The sequence below is a fragment of the Amycolatopsis stemonae genome, from assembly GCF_054781455.1.
In genome coordinates, this window is sequence record NZ_BAAGUJ010000003.1 from 411,992 (window position 1) to 435,635 (window position 23,644).

At 71.4% G+C, this 23,644-nt stretch carries 17 protein-coding genes; 4 read left to right on the forward strand and 13 right to left on the reverse strand.

Annotated elements, in window-relative coordinates; all coding sequences use genetic code 11:
- Window positions 1-37: 37 nt before the first annotated feature.
- Entirely contained in the window at window positions 38-703 is a 666-nt protein-coding gene (locus ACYVLJ_RS13750) for a DUF3710 domain-containing protein (protein ID WP_451973436.1), read from the reverse strand.
- Window positions 703-1,197 (reverse strand): dUTP diphosphatase, encoded by a 495-nt coding sequence (gene dut, locus ACYVLJ_RS13755; protein WP_451973438.1) that lies wholly within the window; start codon window positions 1,195-1,197, stop codon window positions 703-705. Before dut ends, ACYVLJ_RS13750 begins: the two co-directional genes overlap by 1 nt.
- Window positions 1,198-1,221: 24 nt before the next feature.
- On the opposite strand from dut, the gene ACYVLJ_RS13760 reads away from it, so the two are divergent.
- Window positions 1,222-1,704, forward strand: a complete 483-nt coding sequence (locus ACYVLJ_RS13760) for a DUF3093 domain-containing protein (RefSeq protein WP_451973439.1) — start codon at window positions 1,222-1,224, stop codon at window positions 1,702-1,704.
- Between the two features lie 136 nt (window positions 1,705-1,840).
- Here the strand turns inward: ACYVLJ_RS13760 and ACYVLJ_RS13765 are convergent, their stop codons facing one another.
- The gene (locus tag ACYVLJ_RS13765; protein ID WP_013224476.1) at window positions 1,841-2,149 is read right to left on the reverse strand and encodes a DUF4193 domain-containing protein; all 309 of its coding nucleotides are present in this window, start codon (window positions 2,147-2,149) and stop codon (window positions 1,841-1,843) included.
- A gap of 515 nt (window positions 2,150-2,664) precedes the next feature.
- Here ACYVLJ_RS13765 and cei point away from each other — a divergent pair.
- Window positions 2,665-3,348 carry a LytR C-terminal domain-containing protein gene (gene cei, locus ACYVLJ_RS13770; RefSeq protein ID WP_460438892.1) on the forward strand — a complete coding sequence of 228 codons (684 nt, stop codon included), beginning with the start codon at window positions 2,665-2,667 and terminating at the stop codon, window positions 3,346-3,348.
- A 431-nt stretch (window positions 3,349-3,779) separates the two neighbouring features.
- On the opposite strand, the gene ACYVLJ_RS13775 is transcribed toward cei, so the two are convergent.
- On the reverse strand, window positions 3,780-4,598 hold the full coding sequence (locus ACYVLJ_RS13775; RefSeq protein WP_451973443.1) for an inositol monophosphatase family protein: 819 nt from the start codon (window positions 4,596-4,598) through the stop codon (window positions 3,780-3,782).
- Window positions 4,599-4,662: 64 nt separating this feature from the next.
- On the opposite strand from ACYVLJ_RS13775, the gene ppgK reads away from it, so the two are divergent.
- Window positions 4,663-5,430: a polyphosphate--glucose phosphotransferase gene (gene ppgK / locus ACYVLJ_RS13780; protein WP_451974281.1), complete on the forward strand. Its 768-nt coding sequence runs from the start codon at window positions 4,663-4,665 to the stop codon at window positions 5,428-5,430.
- A 197-nt stretch (window positions 5,431-5,627) separates the two neighbouring features.
- Window positions 5,628-7,028, forward strand: a complete 1,401-nt coding sequence (locus ACYVLJ_RS13785; protein ID WP_451973445.1) for an RNA polymerase sigma factor — start codon at window positions 5,628-5,630, stop codon at window positions 7,026-7,028.
- A gap of 61 nt (window positions 7,029-7,089) precedes the next feature.
- On the opposite strand, the gene ACYVLJ_RS13790 is transcribed toward ACYVLJ_RS13785, so the two are convergent.
- From ACYVLJ_RS13790 to glgX (ACYVLJ_RS13830), 9 genes are all read right to left on the reverse strand, one after another.
- Window positions 7,090-7,482 (reverse strand): hypothetical protein, encoded by a 393-nt coding sequence (locus ACYVLJ_RS13790; RefSeq protein WP_451973446.1) that lies wholly within the window; start codon window positions 7,480-7,482, stop codon window positions 7,090-7,092.
- 167 nt (window positions 7,483-7,649) lie between these two features.
- On the reverse strand, window positions 7,650-9,857 hold the full coding sequence (gene glgB, locus ACYVLJ_RS13795) for a 1,4-alpha-glucan-branching protein (protein ID WP_460438893.1): 2,208 nt from the start codon (window positions 9,855-9,857) through the stop codon (window positions 7,650-7,652).
- A gap of 4 nt (window positions 9,858-9,861) precedes the next feature.
- Complete coding sequence (locus ACYVLJ_RS13800; RefSeq protein WP_451973449.1) at window positions 9,862-11,235, reverse strand: maltokinase N-terminal cap-like domain-containing protein; 1,374 nt, start codon at window positions 11,233-11,235, stop codon at window positions 9,862-9,864.
- Window positions 11,236-11,240: 5 nt separating this feature from the next.
- Complete coding sequence (gene treS / locus ACYVLJ_RS13805) at window positions 11,241-13,049, reverse strand: maltose alpha-D-glucosyltransferase (protein ID WP_451973450.1); 1,809 nt, start codon at window positions 13,047-13,049, stop codon at window positions 11,241-11,243.
- Between the two features lie 37 nt (window positions 13,050-13,086).
- Window positions 13,087-15,069 (reverse strand): maltotransferase domain-containing protein, encoded by a 1,983-nt coding sequence (locus ACYVLJ_RS13810; RefSeq protein ID WP_460438894.1) that lies wholly within the window; start codon window positions 15,067-15,069, stop codon window positions 13,087-13,089.
- A 259-nt stretch (window positions 15,070-15,328) separates the two neighbouring features.
- Entirely contained in the window at window positions 15,329-17,476 is a 2,148-nt protein-coding gene (gene glgX, locus ACYVLJ_RS13815) for a glycogen debranching protein GlgX (RefSeq protein ID WP_451973453.1), read from the reverse strand.
- 50 nt (window positions 17,477-17,526) lie between these two features.
- Complete coding sequence (gene treZ, locus ACYVLJ_RS13820) at window positions 17,527-19,215, reverse strand: malto-oligosyltrehalose trehalohydrolase (RefSeq protein ID WP_460438895.1); 1,689 nt, start codon at window positions 19,213-19,215, stop codon at window positions 17,527-17,529.
- On the reverse strand, window positions 19,212-21,488 hold the full coding sequence (gene treY, locus ACYVLJ_RS13825; RefSeq protein ID WP_460438896.1) for a malto-oligosyltrehalose synthase: 2,277 nt from the start codon (window positions 21,486-21,488) through the stop codon (window positions 19,212-19,214). Before treY ends, treZ begins: the two co-directional genes overlap by 4 nt.
- The gene (gene glgX / locus ACYVLJ_RS13830) at window positions 21,485-23,611 is read right to left on the reverse strand and encodes a glycogen debranching protein (protein WP_460438897.1); all 2,127 of its coding nucleotides are present in this window, start codon (window positions 23,609-23,611) and stop codon (window positions 21,485-21,487) included. Before glgX (ACYVLJ_RS13830) ends, treY begins: the two co-directional genes overlap by 4 nt.
- Between the last annotated feature and the right edge of the window lie 33 nt (window positions 23,612-23,644).

Sequence of the window (23,644 nt, forward strand, 5' to 3'; positions counted from 1 at the left end):
CTAAAAGCCATCAAGGTGCCCCTCCAGGGGCGTCGCGTCAGCCCTGCTGCTGCTGGGCCGCGATGTGCTCGGCGACCGCTTCGGGCAGCGTGATGGTGAGCGGGGTGCGGACCGGCATCGGCGCGTCGCCGCGGTCGACGATCGTGCGCCGCACGATCTCCCGCAGCACCTCGACCGCGCCGGCGGCCTCGGACTGCGGCCCGGCGATCACGCCGCGCAGCATCCAGCGCGGCCGGTCGACGCCGACGAACCGCAGCGCGACGTCGCCGACGATGGCCGAGATCTCCAGGCCCCACTTGCCGCGGCCGATGTTGACCTTGGCGCCGTCGGCGCGCAGCTGCTCGGCGAGCTCCGTGCTCACCTCGCGCCACAGGCCGCCCGAGCGCGGCGCGGCGTAGGCGCTGACGGTGATCTGACCCTGCTCGGTGACGACGTGCACGGCACGCACGCCCCCGGTCTCCGGGTCCATCTCGACCTGCACCTGGGACCCGTCGGGCACCGGCACCTTGACCGAGCCGAGGTCGATCCGCGGGACGCCGTCGTCGTCGAAGTCCGCGACGTCGAACGGGCCGTCGGAGACGTCCGACAGCTCCGCCTCCTCGTCCTCGTACGGCTCGTCCTCGATCGTGTCGTCGGCCTCGGGCGCGGCGTGCCGTCCGGCGGACCCGCCCTCGGTCCGCCGCTTGCGTCCGAAAATCCCCACTACTTCTCCGTTCCTTCCCCAGCCGCGGCAGTCGCGTCCGCTCCCAGTGTGGCGTGTCCGCCGGTGGATCCGTAGCCGCCGGCACCCCGTTCGGTGTCGTCGAGCGCGTCGACCTCGACGAACTCGGCGTGTTCGACCCGCTGCACGACCAGCTGGGCGATGCGGTCGCCGCGCGCGAGCTTCACCGGGTGCACCGGATCGTGGTTGATCAGGCAGACCTTGATCTCCCCGCGGTAGCCCGCGTCGATCGTGCCCGGGGTGTTCACCACCGACAGGCCGACCCGGGCGGCGAGGCCCGACCGCGGGTGGACGAACCCGGCGTACCCGGGCGGGAGCGCGATCGCGACGCCGGTACCGACGACGCCGCGTTCCCCGGGTTTCAGCACGATATCCGAGGTCGTGACGAGATCGGCGCCCGCGTCGCCCGGCCGGGCGTAGGCGGGCGGCGGGACATCCGGGTCGAGCCGGGAGAGGAGTACCTGAACGCTGGACACGGGCGGCGAGATTACTCTCTACCCGTGGGTGAATCTGCGAAGACGGCCGCGAGTGCCGCGGTCCGGCACTCCGAACGGCTGTACGTCCCGTGGTGGGGCTGGCCGCTGCCGGTGCTGGGCGCGATCCTGCTCGCGGCCGAGGTCGACCTCGGCTACCCGGGCGTCCGGGCGTGGCTGCCGTACGTGATCGCGCTGCCGGTCGTCGTGGCGCTGATGCTGTCGCTGGGCCGGTCGAAGGTCCGGGTCACCGGGGGTGCCGAGCCGGAGCTGTGGGTCGGCGACGCGCACCTGCCGCTGCGGTTCGCGGGCGAGGTGGAGATCTTCGACAAGGAAGCCAAGCGCAAGGCGCTGGGCCGCGACGGCGACCCCGCCGCGTTCGTCCTGCACCGCGGCTGGGTCGGCCCCGTCGTGCGGGTCCGGCTCACCGACCCGGCCGACCCGACGCCGTACTGGCTGTTCAGCACGCGCCACCCGGAAAAGGTCGCGGAGCTGCTCAAGAACGGCTAGTCCCGGACATGTGGAAGGGGGCCGGCCTGCCGGCCGGCCCCCTTGTCCCCAGCGCGCTTCGAGCCTCACCCCTCATTGCCCGAGAGGCTCTCCGTCGCGTCTGTTCGTCCCCTGTGTCCGAGAACCCCTGCGTGTGTCAGGCGCAGTCGCGGCAGATCAGGCGTCCGCCGTTGTCCTCGGCCAGCCGGCTGCGGTGGTGCACCAGGAAGCACACGGAGCAGGTGAACTCGTCCGCCTGCTTCGGCACCACCTTCACGGTCATGTCCTCACCGGAAAGCCCGGAGAGGTCGGCACCCGGCAGCTCGAAGTTCTCGGCGGTCGCGTCCTCGTCGACGTCGACGACGCCGGACTGGTTCTCGTTCCGCCGGGCCTTGAGCTCCTCCAACGAGTCTTCGGCCAGCTCGTCGGCTTCGCTGCGGCGCGGAGCGTCGTAGTCGGTAGCCATGTTGTCCCTCACCCCTGCGATCAGCTTGTGTAGTCGTTTTCCCGGACCCCCGGGTGCGCCCGTGAGTCCGCCGTGCCGCTGGTCAACGTTCCAGGGCCCTCGTTTGTGCCCGACGGCCGAAGTGACCGAGGTCTCTTCTTTATGGGCCTCTTCCTGCGGCCGGAGCCCGGGAAGGGTAGCTCACGCCCGCGACGGTTCTGCAACGAGTCAGACATTGCCCGGCAATCGTCACCCGACAGGGGGAACCCGCAGGTAAGACGCGTTGTCGTCCATTCGGGTTGCCCCCGGGTGGAGAACCTCACCGGCGGCCCGTGTCCGCTTGCCCCGCCCGACCCCGCCGTGGTGCGATCGCCGCACGGGGATCGGTCGCGGGCGGGGTCCGCGACGACAGGCGAAGAACGGGAACCGCGGGGTGCCCCGGAACGGTGCGCGCCGGGCGCTGCGCCTAGGCTGGACGGCCACGACGGTGCCGGGTTCGCACCGGCCGGGTTCGGTGTTCGGGAAGGGACGGGCAGGTGGCGTCGGGGAACGGCATCGGGGACCGTGGCGCGCGGCCGTATCGCAAGCACAAGCCGCTGCCGGCGCTGATCGTGATCGGCGTGCTGGCCGTCGGCGCGATCGTCGTCTGGATCAACGCCGCCGTCGGCAAGGGTGACGTCGACGCCGCCGTCAAGTGCGACCCGGCCGCGAGCCCGCCGCCGGGTGTCACGTACAGCACGCTCCCCCACAACGCCCTCGACGACCGCGCGCCGGTGCCGCCGGACAAGGTCGCGGTCAAGGTCCTCAACGCCTCCAGCACCCGCGGCCAGGGCGGCATCACCACGACCGCGTTGAAGGAGCTGGGTTTCTCCGGCGCGGGCGAACCGGCCAACGACCCGGCTTACGAAGGCCGCGAAGCCAAGTGCCGCGGCCAGATCCGCTTCGGCGAGAACGGCGTCACGGCGGCCCGCACGCTCAGCCTGGTGGTGCCGTGCGCCGAGCTGGTCCAGGACAACCGCAAGGACGGGAGCGTCGACCTGGTCACGGGCACCCTCTTCGGCGACCTCCGGCCCCGACCGGAGGCCCGCCAGATCCTGACGCAGCTCGCGGACTGGTCGAAGGCCCACCAGGGCGGCGGCACGAACGAGCAGTCGGCGGGCGCGAAGGCCCCGGTGATCGACCAGACGCTGCTGGCCTCGGCCCGCGACGTCGCCTGCTGAGCACGCCCGTGTTGACCGGCGGCTGCCCCTCGCCTGCTGAGCCAGAGCGTGCGGACCGGCGCCTGCTGACCGTCGCGTGAACGGGCCGCGCTGACCGGCGCCTGCCGAGCCGGGTGCCTGCCGAACGGCCCGTGCTGACCGGCGGTCGACCCTCGCCTACCGAGCCAGAGCGTGCGGACCGGCGGCTCCCGGGCAGCGCCTGCCGAGCCGGGTGCCTGCCGAACGGCCCGCGTTGACCGACGGCTGCCCCTCGCGCTGAACCGAAGCGTGCGGACCGGCGGCCGCTGACCGGCCTAGAACCGTCGCCCGGCCGATCATCGCCGCCTGAGCCGAACCCCGGCTGACCGTCACCAGAACCGGCCGCCGCAGGGGCGCCCCCCGTTTTCCACGCTACCGGCAACCACCGACAGTTTCGGCTGCCCGGCGCTCGCTCAGACGTCCGCCGCGCCGCAGTCCGCCAGGACCTCGCGCAGCGGGCCCGCGATCGAGGCCGCCGCCGCGTACGTCGCGTCCGCGCCCAGCTCCGGTGCCGAGCCCGGCAGGTGGACCTCAGCGCCCGCCTCCGCCGCGATCAGCGCGCCCGCGGCCCAGTCCCAGCGGTGCAGCCCGTGCTCCACGTACGCGTCCAGCCAGCCCGCGGCCACCGCGCACAGGTCCAGCGACGCCGCGCCGTTGCGCCGGATGTCGCGGACCCGGCCCACCAGCTCCGCGCCGAAGCGCGCCTGGCGCACCCGCCGCTCGGCCGAGTACGCGAAACCGGTCCCGACGAGCGTCAGGTCCAGCCGGTCGGGGGCCGACACCGCCAGCCGGCGGCCGTCCAGGAACGCGCCCTGCCCGCGAGCCGCCGACCAGACGCGGCCGCTCGCCGGCTCCACCACCGCGCCGGCCACCGACTCGCCGGCGACCTGGGCCGCCACCGAGACGGCGAACCACGGCAGGCCGTAGAGGAAGTTGACCGTCCCGTCGATCGGGTCGACGACCCACGTCACGCCGTCGCCCGCCGCGCCGCCGCCCTCCTCGCCCAGCACCGGCTCGCCCGGGCGCAGCTCCGCGAGCCGGGCGCGCACGAGCCGCTCGGACTCGTGGTCGACCGCGGTCACCACGTCGGTGTCCCCGGACTTGGTGCCCACGGCCACCGAACGGCCCGCGGCCATCCCCGCCCAGGCTTCCCGGACCAGCTCGGCGGCTTCCGTCGCGACCTGCGTCGCGACGCTTTTCAGCAACGACTCGTCAACTCCCACGTCCGACATGTCACCACATCCGGTTAAAGTCTCCGAGGCAGGCTTCTGAATCGTGCGAGAAGGGACCACGTCCGTGGTGGAGGCGACCCGCCGAGGTTTCGGCATCGACATCGGCGGCAGCGGGATCAAGGGCGCCTTGGTCGACCTGGACAAGGGGCAGCTCATCGGCGACCGGATCCGGATCGAGACGCCGAAGCCGTCGACCCCGTCGGCGGTGGCGGACGTCGTGCACGACGTCGTGACGCAGGCGGGCTGGGACGGCCCGGTCGGCGTGACGCTGCCGGCCGTCGTGAAGAAGGGCGTCGCGCACACCGCGGCCAACATCGACAAGCAGTGGATCGGCACGGACGCCGACGCGCTCTTCGCCAAGCGCCTCGGCCGGGACATCGAGCAGATCGCGATGCTCAACGACGCGGACGCCGCGGGCATGGCGGAGATCCGCTTCGGCGACCCGGTCGCGCGCAAGGGCGTCACCGCGCTGCTCACCTTCGGCACCGGCATCGGCAGCGCGGTGTTCCAGGACGGCAAGCTCGTCCCGAACACCGAGTTCGGGCACCTGGAGATCGACGGCCACGACGCGGAGAAGCGCGCGGCCGCCTCGGTGAAGGACAACGAAGGCCTCTCCTACCCCGAATGGGCCAAGCGGGTCCACCGTTATCTGACCGTGCTCGAAAACCTGATCTGGCCGGATCTGTTCATCGTCGGCGGCGGGGTCAGCAAGAAGGCCGAGAAATGGGTGCCGCTGCTGGACATCCGCACTCCGGTGCTGGTCGCGACGCTCCAGAACAACGCCGGGATCGTCGGTGCCGCGGCGGCCGCGGCGGAGGGCATCGAGCACTAGATCAGGTCCCGATCAGGGCGCCGAAGCGGGCCGGAGGGTGATCGCTTCGCGACGCATGCGCGTACCGTCGTTACAATGGAACACGGCCCACGGCTGCGGAGGCCAAAACCGCAGGCCGAGGCGTGATCCCCGAATGTGAGGCAGCAGTGGCACCCGTGCCGTTGCTCGTCATGATCGACCGCTGCGAAAGGGCGTAAGTGGCAGCCGCAAGAACCGCAACCCGAGGCGGGACGAAGACCGCGACCGCAGCCGGCGAGCCGGCCGAAGAGGCAGCCACCGGGACGGCGAAGCCAGCGGCCCGCAAGACCACCACCGCCAAGAAGGCCCCGGCCAAGAAGGCCCCGGCGAAGAAGGCCGCGACCAAGGGCGCGAAGACCGAAGACGGCGAGCCGGACGGTCCCGGCGAGCTCGACGAGCCGGAACTCGACTCGCCCGACCTGTCGGACCTGGAAGAGGTCGAGGTCGACGTCGTCGACGAGACGGTCAACGACGAGCCGGACACCGACTCGGCCGACGACGACGATGACGACGACGACTCCGACGAGGAGACGCCGGCGCAGCGCCGCCGCGGCGCGGCGGCCGACAAGGCCAAGAGCGGCTCCGACAACCCGGACTTCGTCTGGGACGAGGAGGAGTCCGAGGCCCTGCGCCAGGCGCGCAAGGACGCCGAGCTCACCGCGTCGGCCGACTCCGTCCGCGCCTACCTCAAGCAGATCGGCAAGGTCGCGCTGCTGAACGCCGAGGAGGAGGTGGAGCTCGCCAAGCGGATCGAGGCCGGGCTCTACGCCGCCGAGCGCGTGCGCACCGCCGAGGAGGAGGGCGAGAAGCTCGTCACCCAGATGCGCCGCGATCTCAAGTGGATCGTGCGTGACGGCGAGCGCGCCAAGAACCACCTGCTGGAGGCGAACCTCCGGCTCGTGGTGTCGCTGGCCAAGCGCTACACCGGCCGCGGCATGGCGTTCCTGGACCTGATCCAGGAGGGCAACCTCGGCCTGATCCGCGCGGTGGAGAAGTTCGACTACACCAAGGGCTACAAGTTCTCGACGTACGCCACGTGGTGGATCCGCCAGGCGATCACCCGCGCGATGGCCGACCAGGCCCGCACCATCCGCATCCCGGTGCACATGGTCGAGGTCATCAACAAGCTCGGCCGCATACAGCGCGAACTCCTGCAGGACCTCGGCCGCGAGCCGACGCCCGAGGAGCTCGCCAAGGAAATGGACATCTCCCCGGAGAAGGTCCTGGAGATCCAGCAGTACGCGCGTGAGCCGATCTCGCTCGACCAGACGATCGGTGACGAGGGCGACTCGCAGCTCGGTGACTTCATCGAGGACTCCGAAGCGGTCGTCGCGGTGGACGCGGTGTCGTTCACGCTGCTGCAGGACCAGCTCCAGTCGGTGCTGCAGACACTGTCCGAGCGCGAGGCAGGCGTGGTCCGGCTGCGCTTCGGCCTCACGGACGGCCAGCCGCGCACGCTCGACGAGATCGGCCAGGTGTACGGGGTCACCCGTGAGCGCATCCGGCAGATCGAGTCGAAGACGATGTCGAAGCTGCGCCACCCGTCGCGGTCGCAGGTCCTGCGCGACTACCTCGACTGAGTTCGTTCCAGGGAAACCCCGTTACTCCGGTGGCGGGGTTTTCTTGTGTCCACTTCGGACCTCACGGAACGGCGAGACCGCGCTCCCGCAACGATTCCTCGACGCGCAGGCGTTCGATTTCGCGGTCCATGCCCTCGGGCAGCTCGGCGAGCCGGTGCTGGACGTCCATCTGGCGGCACGCCTGGGTGAGCAGCTCGTCGTAGGCCTGGCGCGTGCCGAGGCGCCGCGCGGCCGGGGTGCCCGACGGGTAGCCCGCCAGCAGCCGGTGCACTCGCCGCAGGTCCGCGGCGACACGCTCGATCGGCGGGCCTTCCGGGAGGGGCTTCGCGCGCTTCTCGCCGATCCAGCGGACCAGCTTCGGGACGCGCAGCGCGCACCAGAACAGCACCGTGGGCGCGATGCAGACCACGGCGAAGAGGATCAGGTTCGCGAGGACGCCTCCGGCGCCGTCCATGCGGAAATGGTAAGCCCGCGGCCCCCACTATGCGGAGGGCTTTTCGCGTGATTGCCGGGGCATCTCGCGTGATTGCGCGGGCACCTCGCGTGACTGGAGAGGCATCTCGCCTGATGCCCGCCCCATCACGCGTGATGCCTCTCGGGACACGCGAGATGCCCCGTTCGTTACGGGAGGTCGAGGGGCTCCGGGGTCTCCTCGGTCAGCCAGAGCACTCCGGCCGGGGGCAGCTGGAGGACTGCCGAGGCCGGCTGGCCGTGCCACGGCTCCTCCGTCGCTTCCACCGCGCCCAGGTTGCCGACGCCCGAGCCGCCGTAGATCTCCGCGTCCGTGTTGACCACCTCGAGCCAGCGGCCCGCTGACGGCAGGCCGACCCGGTAGTCGTGGTGCGGGACGCCCGCGAAGTTCGCGACGCACGCCAGCCGGGAGCCGTCGGCGCCGATGCGCAGGAAGCTCAGCACGTTGCCGCTCGAGTCGTTCGCGTCGATCCAGCGGAAGCCGTCCGGGGACGTGTCCTGGCTGAACAACGCCGGCGTCGACCGGTAGACCGCGTTCAGCGAGCGCAGCAGGTCCTGGACGCCGCGGTGCAACGGCTCCTCCAGCAGGTGCCAGTCGAGCGAGCGCTGCTCCGACCACTCCCCCTCCTGACCGAACTCGCCGCCCATGAACAGCAGCTGCTTGCCCGGGTGCGCCCACATGAACGCCAGCAACGACCGCAGCCCGGCCGCCTTGTTCCAGGCGTCACCCGGCATCCGGCCCCACAGGGATCCCTTGCCGTGCACCACTTCGTCGTGCGAAAGCGGCAGCACGAAGTTCTCGCTCCACGCGTACACCAACGAGAACGTCATCTCGTTGTGGTGGTAGGCGCGGTGGATCGGCTCGTGCGACAGGTACCGGAGCGTGTCGTGCATCCAGCCCATGTTCCACTTGAAGCCGAACCCGAGGCCGCCCAGGTGCGTCGGGCGCGTGACGCCCGGCCAGGCCGTCGACTCCTCGGCCACCATCACGATGCCCGGGTGTCGCTTGTAGACGGTCGCGTTCAGCTCCTGCAGGAACTTCACCGCGTCCAGGTTTTCCCGGCCGCCGTACTGGTTCGGCAGCCACTCCCCTTCGTTGCGGGAGTAGTCCAGGTACAGCATCGAAGCGACGGCGTCGACGCGCAGGCCGTCGAGGTGGAACTCCTCGATCCAGTACAGCGCGTTGGCCACGAGGAAGTTGCGGACCTCGTTGCGGCCGAAGTCGAACACGAGCGTGCCCCAGTCGGGCTGCTCGCCGCGGCGCGGGTCCGCGTGCTCGTACAGCGCGGTGCCGTCGAACCTGGCCAGCGCCCAGCTGTCCTTCGGGAAGTGCGCGGGCACCCAGTCGACGAGCACGCCGATCCCCCGCTGGTGCAGCCGGTCGACGAAGTAGCGGAAGTCGTCCGGTGAGCCGAACCGCGACGTCGGCGCGTAGTACGACGTCACCTGGTAGCCCCACGAGCCGCCGAACGGGTGCTCCGACACCGGCAGCAGCTCGACGTGCGTGAAGCCCGTCTCGAGCAGGTAGTCGCCGAGCTGGTCGGCCAGCTCGCGGTAGTCCAGCCCCGGCCGCCACGAGCCGAGGTGCACCTCGTAGACGCTCATCGGCGCCGCGGACCAGTCGGTCGCTTCGCGCTGGGCGACCCACACGCCGTCGTCCCACAGGTGCCCCGAGGCGGTGACGACCGAAGCCGTCGCCGGCGGCTGCTCGGTGGCGAACGCCATCGGGTCCGCCTTCTCGTGCCAGTTTCCGTCGGCGCCGAGGATCCGGAACTTGTAGCAGGTGCCGACGCCGACGCCCGGCACGAACAGCTCCCAGATGCCGGACGAACCGAGCGAGCGCATCGCGTGGCCGCGCCCGTCCCAGCCGTTGAAGTCGCCGATCACGCGGATGCCCCGCGCGTTGGGCGCCCACACGGCGAACGACGTCCCCGCGACGACGCCGCCGGGCGTTTCGTAGGACCGGACGTGCGCGCCCAGCGCCTCCCAGAGCCGCTCGTGCCGGCCCTCGCCGATCAGGTGCAGGTCCAGCTCGCCGACCGTGGGCAGCCAGCGGTACGGGTCGTCGGTGGTGACGGTGTGCCCGTCGTAGTCGACTTCCAGCCGGTAGTCGCCGGGGTGCTCGGGCACCGCTACGGCGAACAGCGCGTCGATCACCGGCTCCATCGGGTACCGGTGCTCGCCCGCGAGCAGCGTGACGGCCTTGGCGCCGGGCAGCAGCGCCCGCGCGACGAAACCCTTGCCGGCCGCGTGCACGCCCAGCACCGAGTGCGGGTCGTGGTGCGACCCGGCGAGCAGCCGGTCGATGTCGGCCGCCGGCGGGGCCGCGGCCGGGAGGCCTTCCGGAACCGCGTTCACGGCGTCATCCCTCTCCGTCGGTGATCCGGGCGATCGAGGCGAGCGGGATACCCAGCCAGTCGGGCCGGTTCGCGTGTTCGTAGCCCACCTCGTAGACCGCCTTGTCCAGTTCGAAGGCGCGCAGCAGCTCGCCCTGTTCGCGCGGGTCCGCCGCGACCGCCGCGTAGCCCTCGCAGAACGCCGCCCGGTTGCGGTGCGACCACTCCAGGGCCCGCTCGGCCAGCGCCGGCTCGTCCGGCTGGCCGACCAGCATCTGCTGGGCCGCGTAGTCGAACGACCTCAGCATGCCCGCCACGTCGCGCAACGGCGACCGCAGCGCGTGGCGTTCCTCGACCGGGGCCGCCGGCTCGCCCTCGAAGTCGATCAGCAGCCAGCCGGTGACCGTCCGCAGCACCTGGCCCAAGTGCAGGTCGCCGTGGATGTACTGCATGGTCACCGCGCCCGCGGGCAGCGCGCGCAGCCGGTCGAACGCCGCCCGCAGCGCCGGGGCGTGCGCGGCCAGCTCCGGCACCCGGGCGGCGGTCGCGTCGAGCCGGGCGACCATCGCCTTCGTCGTGCGCTCCAGCTCCTCGGCGTCGACGGTTTCCGTGCCGAGCGCCTCGGCCAGGTCCGCGTGCACCTCGGCGACGGCGCGCCCGAGCCGTTCGGCCTCGCCGGCGAAGTCGCCGCCGACCTCCTCGGCGTGCAGTTCCGGCGCGGCCATCAGGTCGCGGACGCTGGTGGTGGCCATCGCCCAGCCGTCGACCGCGTCCGCGACGAACTGCTGGAGCATGCCGACCGTGGTCGGCTCGCCGTCGAGGTCGCCGGTGATCGAGCCGAGCACCTGCGCGATGTGCTTGGACCCGACGCCCTGCAGCGCGCGGTGCAGCAGCAGGTCCTTGTTCTTGCCCGGCGTCAGCTTCCGGAACAGCTTGAGGATGTACTGCCCGCTGTAGACCAGGGAGGTGTTGCTCTGCTCGGACGTGATCGGCCGCGCCCGCAGGCCGGTCTCGAGCTCCACGCCGGGCTCGTGCTCGAAGACGAGCGAGCCGACGGTTTCTTCGCGGGCCACCAGGTCCAGCAGCACCCCGGTGAGGTCCAGGTCCCCGGACGCCTCGTACGCGTTGAGGTCGCCGACGGCGCCGATCCAGCTGGTCGAGGCGATCTCCGGCGGGTGCGTCCGCCGGCCCACGAGCAGCTGGTAGGGCTCGCGCCGGTCGTCCTGCGCGACCTCGATGACGACGTGCAGCAGCTGCGGATCACCGGAGACCAGCTCCGTCACCCCGAGCGGCCGGACGCCGGTCACCGGCCGGTCCTTGCCGGCGAACCAGCGCTGCTCCGGCAGCCAGCGCTTCAGGTCCTCGGCCAGGTCGTCGACCAGCTCACGCGGGTCGGACAAGGGACTCACCTCGTTTCGCCTTCGTCTCCCGGGCTCGTCAGCTGGAACCAGTAGAAGCCGTGCCCCGGCAGCGTCAGCAGGTACGACAGGTCCCCGATGCTGGGGAACCGCACGCCGCCGGTGAGCTCCACCGGCGTGCACCCGCGGTGCGCGGACAGATCCAGCTCCACCGGCTGCGGGAACCGGGAGAGGTTGTTGACGCAGAGCACGACGTCTTCGCCGCCGTCCGGGCGCCGCCACTGGCGCTTGTAGGCCAGCACACTCGGGTTGGACCCGCCGAGGTCGACGAACTCGCCCTCGGCGAACGCGTGGTGCTGCTTGCGCACCTCGATCATCCGCCGGGTCCAGTTGAGGAGGGAAGAAGCGTTGTTGGACTGCGCCTCGACGTTCAGGCCCTGGTAGCCGTAGACCGGGTCCATGATCACCGGCAGGTAGATCCGGCCCGGGTCGCAGCTGGAGAACCCGGCGTTGCGGTCCGGGGTCCACTGCATGGGGGTGCGCACCGCGTCGCGGTCGCCGAGCCAGATGTTGTCTCCCATGCCGATCTCGTCACCGTAGTACAGAACGGGCGAGCCCGGCAGGGACAGCAGCATCGCGGTGAAGAGCTCCTGCTGGTTGCGGTCGTTGTCCAGCAGCGGCGCCAGCCGGCGGCGGATGCCGATGTTCGCCTTCATCCGCGGGTCTTTGGCGTACTCGGTGTACATGTAGTCGCGCTCTTCGTCGGTGACCATCTCGAGGGTCAGCTCGTCGTGGTTGCGCAGGAAGATGCCCCACTGGGTGCCGCTGGGGATCTCCGGGGTCTGGGTGAGGATCTCCGAGATCGGGAACCGCGACTCGCGGCGCACCGCCATGAAGATCCGCGGCATCAGTGGGAAGTGGAACGCCATGTGGCACTCGTCGCCGCCGACCGCCGGGTCGCCGAAGTACTCGACGACGTCCGAGGGCCACTGGTTCGCCTCGGCCAGCAGGATCCGGCCCGGGTACTCGTCGTCGACGACCTTGCGGCAGCGCTTGAGGAACTCGTGCGTGCGCGGCAGGTTCTCGCAGTTGGTGCCCTCCTGCTCGAACAGGTACGGCACGGCGTCGAGGCGGAACCCGTCGATGCCCAGGTCGAGCCAGAACCGGAGGGTGTCGATCATCGCGTTCTGGACGTCGGGGTTCTCGAAGTTCAGGTCGGGCTGGTGGGAGAAGAACCGGTGCCAGTAGAACTGGCCGCGCACCGGGTCGTAGGTCCAGTTCGACGTCTCGGTGTCGACGAAGATGATCCGCGCGTCGGCGTAGCGGGAGTCGTCGTCGCTCCACACGTAGTAGTCGCCGTACGGGCCGTCGGGGTCGTTGCGGGACTGCTGGAACCACGGGTGCGCGTCCGAGGTGTGGTTGAGCACCAGGTCGGTGATCACCCGGATGCCCCGCCGGTGCGCCTCGTTCAGCAGGAACACGAAGTCCTCGACGCTGCCGAACTCCGGCAGCACCGCGCGGAAGTCGCTGATGTCGTAGCCACCGTCGCGCAACGGCGACGCGTAGAACGGCGGCAGCCACAGGCAGTCGACGCCGAGCCAGGCCAGGTAGTCGAGCCGGCCGGCCAGGCCGCGCAGGTCGCCGGTGCCGTCGCCGTTGGAGTCGGCGAACGCGCGCACCAGCACCTCGTAGAACACCGCGCCCTTGAACCACTCCGGGTTGCTGGGCGCCTGCTGCGCCGAGCGGAAGTCCTCGGCCTGGGGTTCGACGAGCATCCCGTCGGCCGTCATCGCCTCACCGGTGTGCGGCACGCCGTCCAGCCCGAGCGCCGCGTCGGGGCGGGCTTCCTCCGCCATCTGTTCCACCTCAGTCCCTCGATCCGTTCCTTCCCTGCTAGCCGGCCAGCCGCCGCCGGACCGACACCACGTGCGCCACCGCGCGCCACGGTTCGAGCCGGACGTAGTTCGCCTGGCCCCAGTCCCACGTGTCGCCGGTGACCTCGTCGTGCGCGATCAGCCGTTCGTGCGCCTCGAACCCGAGCGCCGCCGTGTCGAGCCACAGCGTGCCCTCCTGCGGTCCGTACGGGTCGAGGGTCACGACGGTGACGACCGTGTCGCCGGTGGCCGGGTCCTGTTTGGAGTAGGCCAGCAGCGCGTCGTTGTCGACGTGGTGGAAGTGCAGGGTGCGCATCTGCTGCAGCGCCGGGTGCGCGCGGCGGACGGCGTTCAGCTTCGCGATCCACGGCTCCAGCGAACGGCCCTCGGCGAGCGCGCGCTCGAAGTCGCGCGGGCGCAGCTGGTACTTCTCGGAGTCGAGGTACTCCTCGCTGCCTTCGCGGACCGGGACGTGCTCGAACAGCTCGTAGCCGGAGTAGACGCCCCACGTCGGCGAGATCGTCGCGGCGAGCGCGGCCCGCAGCGCGAACATGCCGGGACCGCCGCGCTGCAGCGACTCGTGGAGGATGTCCGGGGTGTTGACGAACAGGTTCGGCCGGCCTTCGTTCCAGTGCTCGCGCAGGTCGACGGCGAAGTCGATCAGCTCCTGCTTGCCGGTGCGCCAGGTGAAGTAGGTGTAGCTCTGGGTGAAGCCGAGCCGGGCCAGCCCCCACAGCCGCGCCGGGCGGGTGAACGCCTCGGCCAGGAAGAGGACGTCCGGGTGGGCGTCCTTCACCGACTGGATCAGCCAGGCCCAGAAGTCCGGCGGCTTGGTGTGCGGGTTGTCGACCCGGAAGATCTTGACCCCGTGCTCGATCCACACCGTCAGGACCCGCAGCATCTCTTCGTAGACGGCCTTGGGGTCGTTGTCGAAGTTGATCGGGTAGATGTCCTGGTACTTCTTCGGCGGGTTCTCGGCGTAGGCGATCGAGCCGTCCGGTCGGGTGGTGAAGAACTCCGGGTTCTTCAGGACCCAGGGGTGGTCGGGCGCGGCCTGCAACGCGAAGTCCAGCGCCACCTCCATGCCCAGCTCTTCCGAGCGGGCTACGAAGGCGTCGAAGTCCTCGAAGGTGCCGAGGTCGGGGTGGATCGCGTCGTGCCCGCCCTCGTCGGCGCCGATGGCCCACGGCGAGCCGACGTCGTGCGGCTGCGCGTCGAGGGTGTTGTTGGGGCCCTTGCGGTTCACCCGGCCGATCGGGTGGATCGGCGGGAGGTAGACGACGTCGAAGCCCATCTTCGCGACGCGGTCGAGCGCGGCCGCGGCGGTGGTGAAGGTGCCGTGGACGGCCTTGCCCTCGGCGTCGACCCCGCCGGTGGAGCGGGGGAACAGCTCGTACCACGACCCGAACGCGGCGCGCCGGCGGTCGACCCACACTTTGTGCGGCTTGCCCTTGGTGATCAGGTCCCGCACCGGGAACTCGTGCATGAGCCGGCGGATCTCGGGCGCGAGGGCCGGGCCGACGCGCTCGGCGAGACCGAGCGCCTCGTCGCGCAACGCGGTCACCGCGCCCATCAGCTGGGCCTTCTCCGCCCGGCGGTCGGGGCGGCGGGCGACGCGCTCCAGCAGCCGGGCGCCGTTCTCGAGGTCGTTGGCGAGGTCTTCGGGCCCCTGCCCGGCGGCGACCTTCACCTCGACGGCGTGCTCCCACGTCGACCACGGGTCGCCCCACGCGTCGATCCGGTAGGTCCACAGGCCGGTGGCGTCGGGGACGATCACCGCGGCGAACTCGTCGGGGTGGTCGGGACCGCGCGGCACCATCCGCGTCTGGCGGGTCAGGCGGTCGCCGGGGCCGCGCCACGCGACGGTCGCCGCGACGGCGTCGTGACCTTCCCGCCAGACGGTCGCGGTGACCGGGATGTGTTCCCCCACAACGGCTTTGGCCGGATACCGGCCACAGCTCACGCTGGGGGAGACGTCGTCGATGCCGAGCCGGCCGGTCATGGGCAACGCCCCTCGGTGTGTCGGTTGGACGCAGGCAGCGCCAGTCTGCCTGACTCGATCAAGCGCCTACGAGGCAGGGTTCTTTTCCCGGGTACCCACGACGGCGGGGGCGAAACGCTTTCACCGCAACGAATTTCGGGCGGATGTCCGGCGGGTTACGACGGCGCGAAGCCTCGCGCGCGGCCCGGCCGCTGAACAGCCGTACCCGAATGGACGACACACGGGCCCGTCGCTTTCCCGGGAAAGCGACGGGTACGCGTCAGTAGGGCTCGGGTGCGGGGTCCGCGGCCAGGCGGGGGGCGCGGAGCAGGAGGAGCGACCGCGACTGCAGCGTCACCCGGCTCTTGGCCTCCAGCACGCCCGGGTTGGCCGGGCTGCCGTCGGCGGTGCTCGTGTCGAGGGTCGGCTTGAACGTCTCGCCGTACTCGCGGCCGGGCAGGACGACCTCGGCCGGCGCGTCGCCCGCGTGCAGCCACAGCAGCCACGAGTGGTCGGGCACCAGCTCGCCGTCGCGGTTGCGGGCCTGGCTGTTCGACCCGTCGATCCACATGCCGAGCGTGTGCCGGTCCTCGAACCAGTCGGTCTCGCCGAACTCCTCGCCGTCCGGGCGGAACCAGACGAGGTCGGGCTTGCCGGTCGGCGTCGTCCGGCCTTCGAAGAACTCCGGCTGCCGCAGCGCCGGGCTGTTCGCCCGCAGCCGGACGACGCGGCGGGCGAAGGTCAGCATCGCCTCGGCCTCGGCATCGGACGGCGTCCAGTCCAGCCAGGACGTCTCGTCGTCGAGGCAGTAGGCGTTGTTGTTGCCGCCCTGGGTCCGCCAGAACTCGTCACCTGCGGTGACCATCGGGGTGCCGGTGGACAGCAGCAGCGTCGCGAACAGGTTCCGCACCTGCCGCGCGCGCAGCTCGCGGATCGCCGGGTCGTCGGTCTCGCCTTCGACGCCGTGGTTCCACGAGCGGTTGTCGTTGCCGCCGTCGCGGTTGTCCTCGCCGTTGGCCTCGTTGTGCTTTTCGTTGTAGGACACCAGGTCCCGCAGCGTGAAGCCGTCGTGCGCGGTGACGAAGTTGATCGACTGCCACGGCCGGCGCAGGTTGTGGTCGTAGAGGTCCGACGAGCCGGACAGCCGGTAGGCGAGGTCCCGGACGCCGGTCGCGCCGCGCCAGAAGTCACGGACCGTGTCGCGGTAGCGGCCGTTCCACTCCGCCCACTGGGCGCCGAAGCCGCCGACGCGGTAGCCCTCGCCGGTGGCGTCCCACGGCTCGGCGATCAGCTTGCACCGCGAAAGCACCGGGTCGGTCGTGATGGCGGTGAGCAGCGTCGAGGCGTCGTCGAACGCTCCACCGCGCGGCCGGCCGAGCGTGCTGGCCAGGTCGAACCGGAAGCCGTCGACGCCCATCTCCTGCGTCCAGTACCGCAGCGAGTCGGTGACCAGCCGGACCACCGTCGGCGAGCCGGCCTCCAGGGTGTTGCCGCAGCCGGTGATGTCGGCCATGTGGCCGCGGTCGGTGTGCAGGTAGTACACCGGCGCGTTCAGCCCGCGGAAGCTCAGCGTCGGCCCGTCCGGCCCGCCCTCGCAGGTGTGGTTGAACACGACGTCGAGGATCACCTCGATGCCGGCCGCGTGCAGGGCCGCCACCATCAGCCGGAACTCCTCGACCTCGTGGCCGGGCTCGCTGGCGTAGGCCGCGTGCGGCGCGAAGAAGCCGAGCGGCGAGTACCCCCAGTAGTTGTGCCGCCCGGCCCGGACCAGCGACGGCTCGTCGAGGAACGAGTGCACCGGCAGCAGCTCCACCGACGTGACGCCGAGCCGGGTCAGGTACTCGATCGCCACCGGGTGCGCCAGGCCGAGGTAGGTGCCGCGCAGCGCCTCGGGGATGAACGGGTGCCGCTTCGTGAACCCCTTGACGTGCAGCTCGTAGATCACCGCCTCCTCGAACGGCACCTCCGGCTTGGTCCCGGTGTCCGGCCCGCCCGGCGAGGACACCACCGACAGCGGCACGCTGCCCAGGGAGTCCACTGTGGACATCGGCCCGCGCTCGGGGTCGCCGGTGAAGCCCTGGGCCGCGCGCAGGTCGGTGAGCCCGCCGGTGATCTGCCGCGCGTACGGGTCGACGAGCAGCTTGTGCGGGTTGCAGCGCAGCCCGCGGCCCGGGTCGTACGGGCCGTGGATCCGGTAGCCGTACCGCTGCCCCGGCGTCACCCCGGGCACCAGGCCGTGCCAGACGCCGAAGGTGCGCTCGGTGAGCGCGATCCGCCGCTCGGACCCGTCCGCGTCGATCAGGCACAGGTCGACGCCGTCCGCGACGGCCGAGGTGATCGCGAACCGCACCCCGCCCGCCTCGGGGTGGGCGCCGAGCGGAAACGGGCGTCCGGCGAGGACGTGCTGGGTGGAGGGTCGCGTGGCCATTCCTGAATCGTCCCAGACAACGGTCGTTTCGCGCGCGATGTGCCGTCCGGTTATCGGGTTTCGACCAGAACGAAACTCTCCGGGGGCAGCAGCTCGGGCGTCGCGCCGCCCCAGGCCAGCAGCACGGTCCCGGCCTCGGTGCTCGCCGGCCCGGGGCCGAAGTTGACGGCCAGCCGGAGCCGGCCGCGGTCGAGGACCAGCAGGTCACCGTCGGTCCGGACACCCAGGTCCGGGAGCCACGGGTCGGCCAGCTCCGGGTGTTCGCGGCGCAGCCGGATCAACGCCCGGTACAGCTCCAGCACCTCCCGGTGACCGGGGCGCTCGACCTCGGCCCAGTCGAGCCGGGAGCGCTCGACGGTCGCCGGGTCCATCGGGTCGGGCACGTCGGCCTCGCCCCAGCCGTGCCGCGCGAACTCGCGACGGCGGCCCGTGCGGACGGCCTCGGCCAGCTCCGGGTCCGGGAAGGACGCGAAGAACTGCCACGGCGTGCTCGCCGCCCACTCCTCCCCCATGAACACCATCGGCGTGAACGGCGAGCAGAACAGCAGCGCCGCGCCGCAGGCCAGCCGTCCCGGCGAGACCGTCGCGGACAGCCTGTCCCCGGTGGCGCGGTTGCCGATCTGGTCGTGGTCCTGCAGGTAGGCGAGGAACCGGTGGCCGGGCACGGTGCGGGTGTCGACGGGCCGGCCGTGCGCCCGCTCCCGGAACGACGACCAGGTCCCGGCGTGGAAGAACACCCCGCGCAGCACCCGCTCGATCGCGTCGGGCGCGGCGAAGTCCGTGTAGTAGCCCTCCGTCTCGCCGGTGAGCTTGACGTGCAGGGCGTGGTGGAAGTCGTCCGACCACTGGGCGTGCAGGCCGTAGCCGCCGCGCTCGCGCGGCGTCACCAGCCGGGGGTCGTTGAGGTCGGACTCGGCGATCAGCGTCAGCGGCCGGTTCAGCGCGGCCGACAGCGTCTCGACCTCGACGGCCAGCTGTTCGAGCAGGTGCGTCGCGCGCCGGTCGAGCAGCGCGTGCACGGCGTCGAGGCGCAGGGCGTCGACGTGGAAGTCGCGGAACCAGCTCAGCGCGTTGTCCACGACGTACCGGCGGACCTCGTCCGAGCCGGGGCCGTCGAGGTTGAGGCCGGGACCCCAGTCGTTCTGCCCGGCGAAGTACGGCCCGAACCGGTCGAGGTACGCGCCCGAGGGCCCGAGGTGGTTGTAGACGACGTCCAGCACCACGGCCAGGCCCCGCGCGTGGGCCGCGTCGACGAACCGCTTGAAGCCGTCCGGCCCGCCGTAGGGCTCGTGGACGGCGCCCCACAGGACGCCGTCGTAGCCCCAGCCCGCGGTGCCGTCGAAGGAGTTGACCGGCAGCACCTCGACGTGCGTGATGCCGAGGTCCACCAGGTGCTCGAGCCGCTCGATCGCGGCGTCGAACGTGCCGCCCTCGGTGAAGGTGCCGATGTGCAGCTCGTAGACGACCCCGCCGGGCAGCTGGCGGCCGTGCCAGGCGTCGTCGGTCCACTCGAACTCGGCGTGGTCGTAGACGCGCGACGCCTGGTGCACGCCGTGCGGTTGCCACTTCGACCGGGGATCGGGCAGGCGGTCGCCGGAGTCGTCGAGCAGGAAGGCGTAGTTGACGCCGTCGGCGTCGGCGTGCCACCAGCCGCCGTCCCCGGCGGTCATCTCGTGCACGCCCGCGTCGACGCTCACCCGGACCCGCTGGGCCGCCGGGGCCCACACGCCGAACCTCATGCGTCTCCTCGCACCAGCAACGCCACGGGGTACCGCTCGAACAGGGCCGCCAGGTCGCCGGTGACCTCGCGGCCGGTCAGGACGTCGGTCCAGACGCCGGCGGGCAGCGGCAGCACCGTGTCGCGCCAGCCGCCGGCGGCTTCGAGGCCGATCGGCAGCCGCGTCACCGCGACGGCCAGGTCCGCGCCGCGCGTGTAGGCGAGGCAGTGCTCCGCCGCGACCCCTTCGGCGCGCAGCGGCCGGTAGCCGTGGAACAGCGCCGGGTGTTCGCGCCGCAGGCGCAGCGCCTTGTGGACCACCAGCAGCTTCGCCGCGCCCGACGCGTCGACGTCGGGCAGCTCGCCGTCGGCGATCCGGGCCAGCTGTTCGCGGCGGGCCGCGTAGTCCACCGGGCGGCGGTTGTCCGGGTCGACCAGCGAGAAGTCCCACAACTCGGTGCCCTGGTAGACGTCCGGGACGCCGGGCGCGGTCAGCTGGACGAGCTTCTGGCCGAGGGAGTTCGCGTAGCCGGGCTGCTCGATGCGCGCGACGAACGCCTCGATCTCGCCCGCCAGCTCCCCGTCGCCCATGACGTCCCCGGGCCAGGCGGCGACGTCGGCTTCGAACGCCTCGTCGTGGCTGGTCCAGCTGGTCCGGAGCTTGGCCTCCTTGGCGGCCTTGTCGAGGTAGTCCCGCAGCCGGGCGGGCTCGATCGGCCAGGTCGACACCAGCGTCTGCCAGGCCAGGAGGTTCAGCGAGGGCTCGTCGATCCCGCGGCGCGCGGTCCAGCGGCGGACGGCGTCGGCGAACTCGCCGGGCACCTCCGCGAGCACGGCCATCCGCGCGCGGGTGTCCTCCGAGCGCTTGGTGTCGTGCGTGGTCAGCGTCGTCATCGACGCCGGGTATCCGGCTTCCCGCTCGGCCGCCAAGCGGTGGAACTCCTCGACGCCGAGGCCGAACCGGTCCGGGTTGCCGCCCACCTCGTTCAGCGCGGCGAAGCGGGTGTAGCGGTAGAACGTCGTGTCCTCGGTGCCCTTGGCCACGACCATGCCGGACGTCTGCTGGATCCGGGTGGCCAGTTCGCTTTCCGGGTTCTTGGTCACGTGGGCGTCGAGGAGGACCAGCGCGTCGGCGAGGTCCGGCCGGGCCTGGCGGGCCCCGGCGATCGCGGCCGCCCAGTGCGCCGCGCCTTCGGGCAGGTAGGAGCGGTAGACGGGGAAGGCGATCATGGTCTCGGCGACGGCCTGGCGGGCCTGCTCCGGGTCGACGTCGGGCAGCAGCGCCGCGATCCGCCGGACCTCGGCGACCAGGATGTGGTCGGTGACCAGCCGCCGGGCCTCGGCCTCGACGCGGTGGTAGCCCGTCTTGACACCCAGTTCGGTGGCCAGCGCGGTGTAGCCGGGCTCGGCGGCCGGGTCGACGAACACGCCCGCGACCTCGCGCAGCGCGTCGTAGCCGGTGGTGCCGTGGACCGGCCAGGTCTGCGCCAGCGGCTCGCCCGGGTGCAGGATCTTCTCCGCGACGATCCACGCGTTCGGCGCGTTCTCGCGCAGCCGGCGGAAGTAGCCACCCGGGTCGGCCAGGCCGTCCGGGTGGTCGACGCGCAGGCCGGTGACGTCGCCGTCGGCGACCCAGCGCAGGACTTCCCCGTGCGTCTCGGCGAACACCGTCGGGTCCTCGACGCGGACCGCCGCGAGGTTCGTGATGTCGAAGAACCGGCGGTAGTTCAGTTCGGCGTTGCCGCGGCGCCAGCCGATCAGCCGGTAGTGCTGGCGCTCGTGCACCTCCTGCGGCGTCCCGGTTTCCGTGCCGGGCGCGAGCGGGAAGCGGTGGTCGTAGTAGACCAGTTCGTCGCCCTCGACGGTCAGTTCGGCGACCGCGTCGTCCTCGCCGAGCACCGGCAGCAGGATCGGCGCGCGCGCCCAGTCGACGTCGAAGAACGCGGCGAACTCGGAGTCGCGGCCGTGCTTGAGCACGTCCCACCACCAGCGGTTCACCTTCGGGACCTCGACCGACATGTGGTTCGGCACGATGTCGACGACCAGGCCGAGCCCGGCCTCCTTCAGCCTCGCGCTCAGCGTTTTCCGGGCGTCTTCGCCGCCCAGCTCGGGCCGGGCGCGCGTCGGGTCGACGACGTCGTAGCCGTGCGTCGAGCCCGGCGTCGCGTCCAGCACCGGCGACGCGTAGAGCGCGCCGACGCCCAGGTCACGCAGGTAGGCGACGATCTCCGCCGCGTCGCTGAAGGAGAACTCCGGGCGCAGCTGCACCCGGTAGGTCGACTCCGGCACCGTCATGCGGGCTCCGTCTCCGTTCGCTGCAGGACGATCAGGGACCGGGCGGGCAGGGTGAACTGGCCGCCGCCTTCGATGGGCTTCGCGTCGGCCTGCTCCACCTCACCCGTCGCGGTGTCGACGACGACGGTCCAGGCCTGGCCGTAGCCGTTGCCCGGGAGCTTCGCGTCGATGTCCTCGTAGTGGGCGTTGAAGGCGAGCAGGAACGAGTCGTCCTCGACGTGCATGCCGCGCGGGTCGAGGTCGGGGATCGCCTGGCCGTTGAGGAAGACGACGACCGCCTTGCCGAAACCGTCGTCCCAGTTCTGCTCGGTCATCTCCTCGCCGGCCGGGGTGAACCAGGCGATGTCGCCGAGCTTGTCGCCCTTGCCGACCGGGCCGCCCTGGAAGAACCGGCGGCGGCGGAACACCGGGTGCCGGTGCCGGAACGCGCCGAGCCCGCCGGTGAACTTGACCAGGTCCGCGTTGTCCTTGGCCAGTTCCCAGTCCATCCAGGACAGTTTCGAGTCCTGGCAGTAGACGTTGTTGTTGCCCTGCTGGGTCCGGCCGAACTCGTCCCCGTGCAGGATCATCGGCACACCCTGGGACAGCATCAGCGTGGCCAGCATGTTGCGCTGCTGGCGGGCGCGCAGCTCGTTGACCTCCGGGTCGTCGGTCTCGCCCTCGACCCCGCAGTTCCACGACCGGTTGTCGTCGGCGCCGTCGCGGCCGCCCTCGCCGTTGGCCTCGTTGTGCTTTTCGTTGTAGGACACCAGGTCCCGCAGCGTGAAGCCGTCGTGCGCGGTGACGAAGTTGATCGACGCGAACGGGCGCCGGCCGTCGTCCTGGTAGAGGTCCGAGGAGCCGGTGATGCGGGAGGCGAACTCGCCGAGCGTCGAGGGCTCGCCGCGCCAGAAGTCGCGGACGGTGTCGCGGTACTGCCCGTTCCACTCCGTCCACAGCGGCGGGAAGTTGCCGACCTGGTAGCCACCGGGACCGACGTCCCACGGCTCGGCGATCAGCTTCACCTGGCTGACGATCGGGTCCTGCTGCACCAGGTCGAAGAACGTGGACAGCCGGTCGACGTCGTAGAACTCGCGCGCCAGCGCCGAGGCGAGGTCGAAGCGGAAGCCGTCGACGTGCATCTCCGTCACCCAGTACCGCAGCGAGTCCATGATCAGCTGCAGGGTGTGCGGGTTGCGGACGTTGAGGGAGTTCCCGGTGCCGGTGTAGTCCATGTAGTACTCGGGCTCCCCCTCCACCAGCCGGTAGTAGGCCTCGTTGTCGATGCCCCGCATCGACAGCGTCGGCCCGAGATGGTTGCCCTCGGCGGTGTGGTTGTAAACCACGTCGAGGATCACTTCGATGCCGGCTTCGTGGAGGGCCTTGACCATGCCCTTGAACTCCTGGACCTGCCCGCCCTCGCCGGGCATCGCGGCGTAGGAGTCGTGCGGCGCGAAGTAGCCGATCGTGTTGTACCCCCAGTAGTTCGTCAGGCCCTTCTCCTCCAGGCCGTGGTCGCTGACGAACTGGTGCACCGGCAGCAGCTCCACCGCCGTCACGCCGAGCTTCTGCAGGTGCTCGACGACGGCGGGGTGCGCCATGCCGGCGTACGTGCCCCGCAGCTGCTCGGGCACGAACGGGTGATTCACGGTCATGCCCTTGACGTGCGCCTCGTAGATGACCGTCTCGTTGTACGGCCGCTTCGGCTGGCGGTCGTTGCCCCAGTCGAAGAACGGGTTCGCCACCAGCGAATACGGCACGCGGCCCGCGGAGTCGGCGTCGTTGCGCTCCTCCGGGTTGGCGAACTTGTAGCCGAACAGCGATTCGTCCCACTTCACGCCGTGCGAGACGGCCTTCGCGTAGGGGTCGATGAGCAGCTTGTTCGGGTTGCAGCGCAGTCCGCGCTCGGGCTCGTACGGGCCGTGGACGCGGAAGCCGTACCGCTGCCCGGGCCCGACGTTGAGCAGGTAGCCGTGGTGGACGAAGCCGTCCACCTCTTCGAGCGCGTACCGCGTTTCGTTGCCCTCGGCGTCGAACAGGCACAGCTCGACGCGCTCGGCCACCTCGGAGAACAGGGCGAAGTTCGTCCCGACTCCGTCGTAGGTGGCGCCGAGCGGATAGGGCGTTCCGGGCCAGGGCCGCACTGGGGTCTCCTCGAGCTTTCGGGTCGTGCCGGT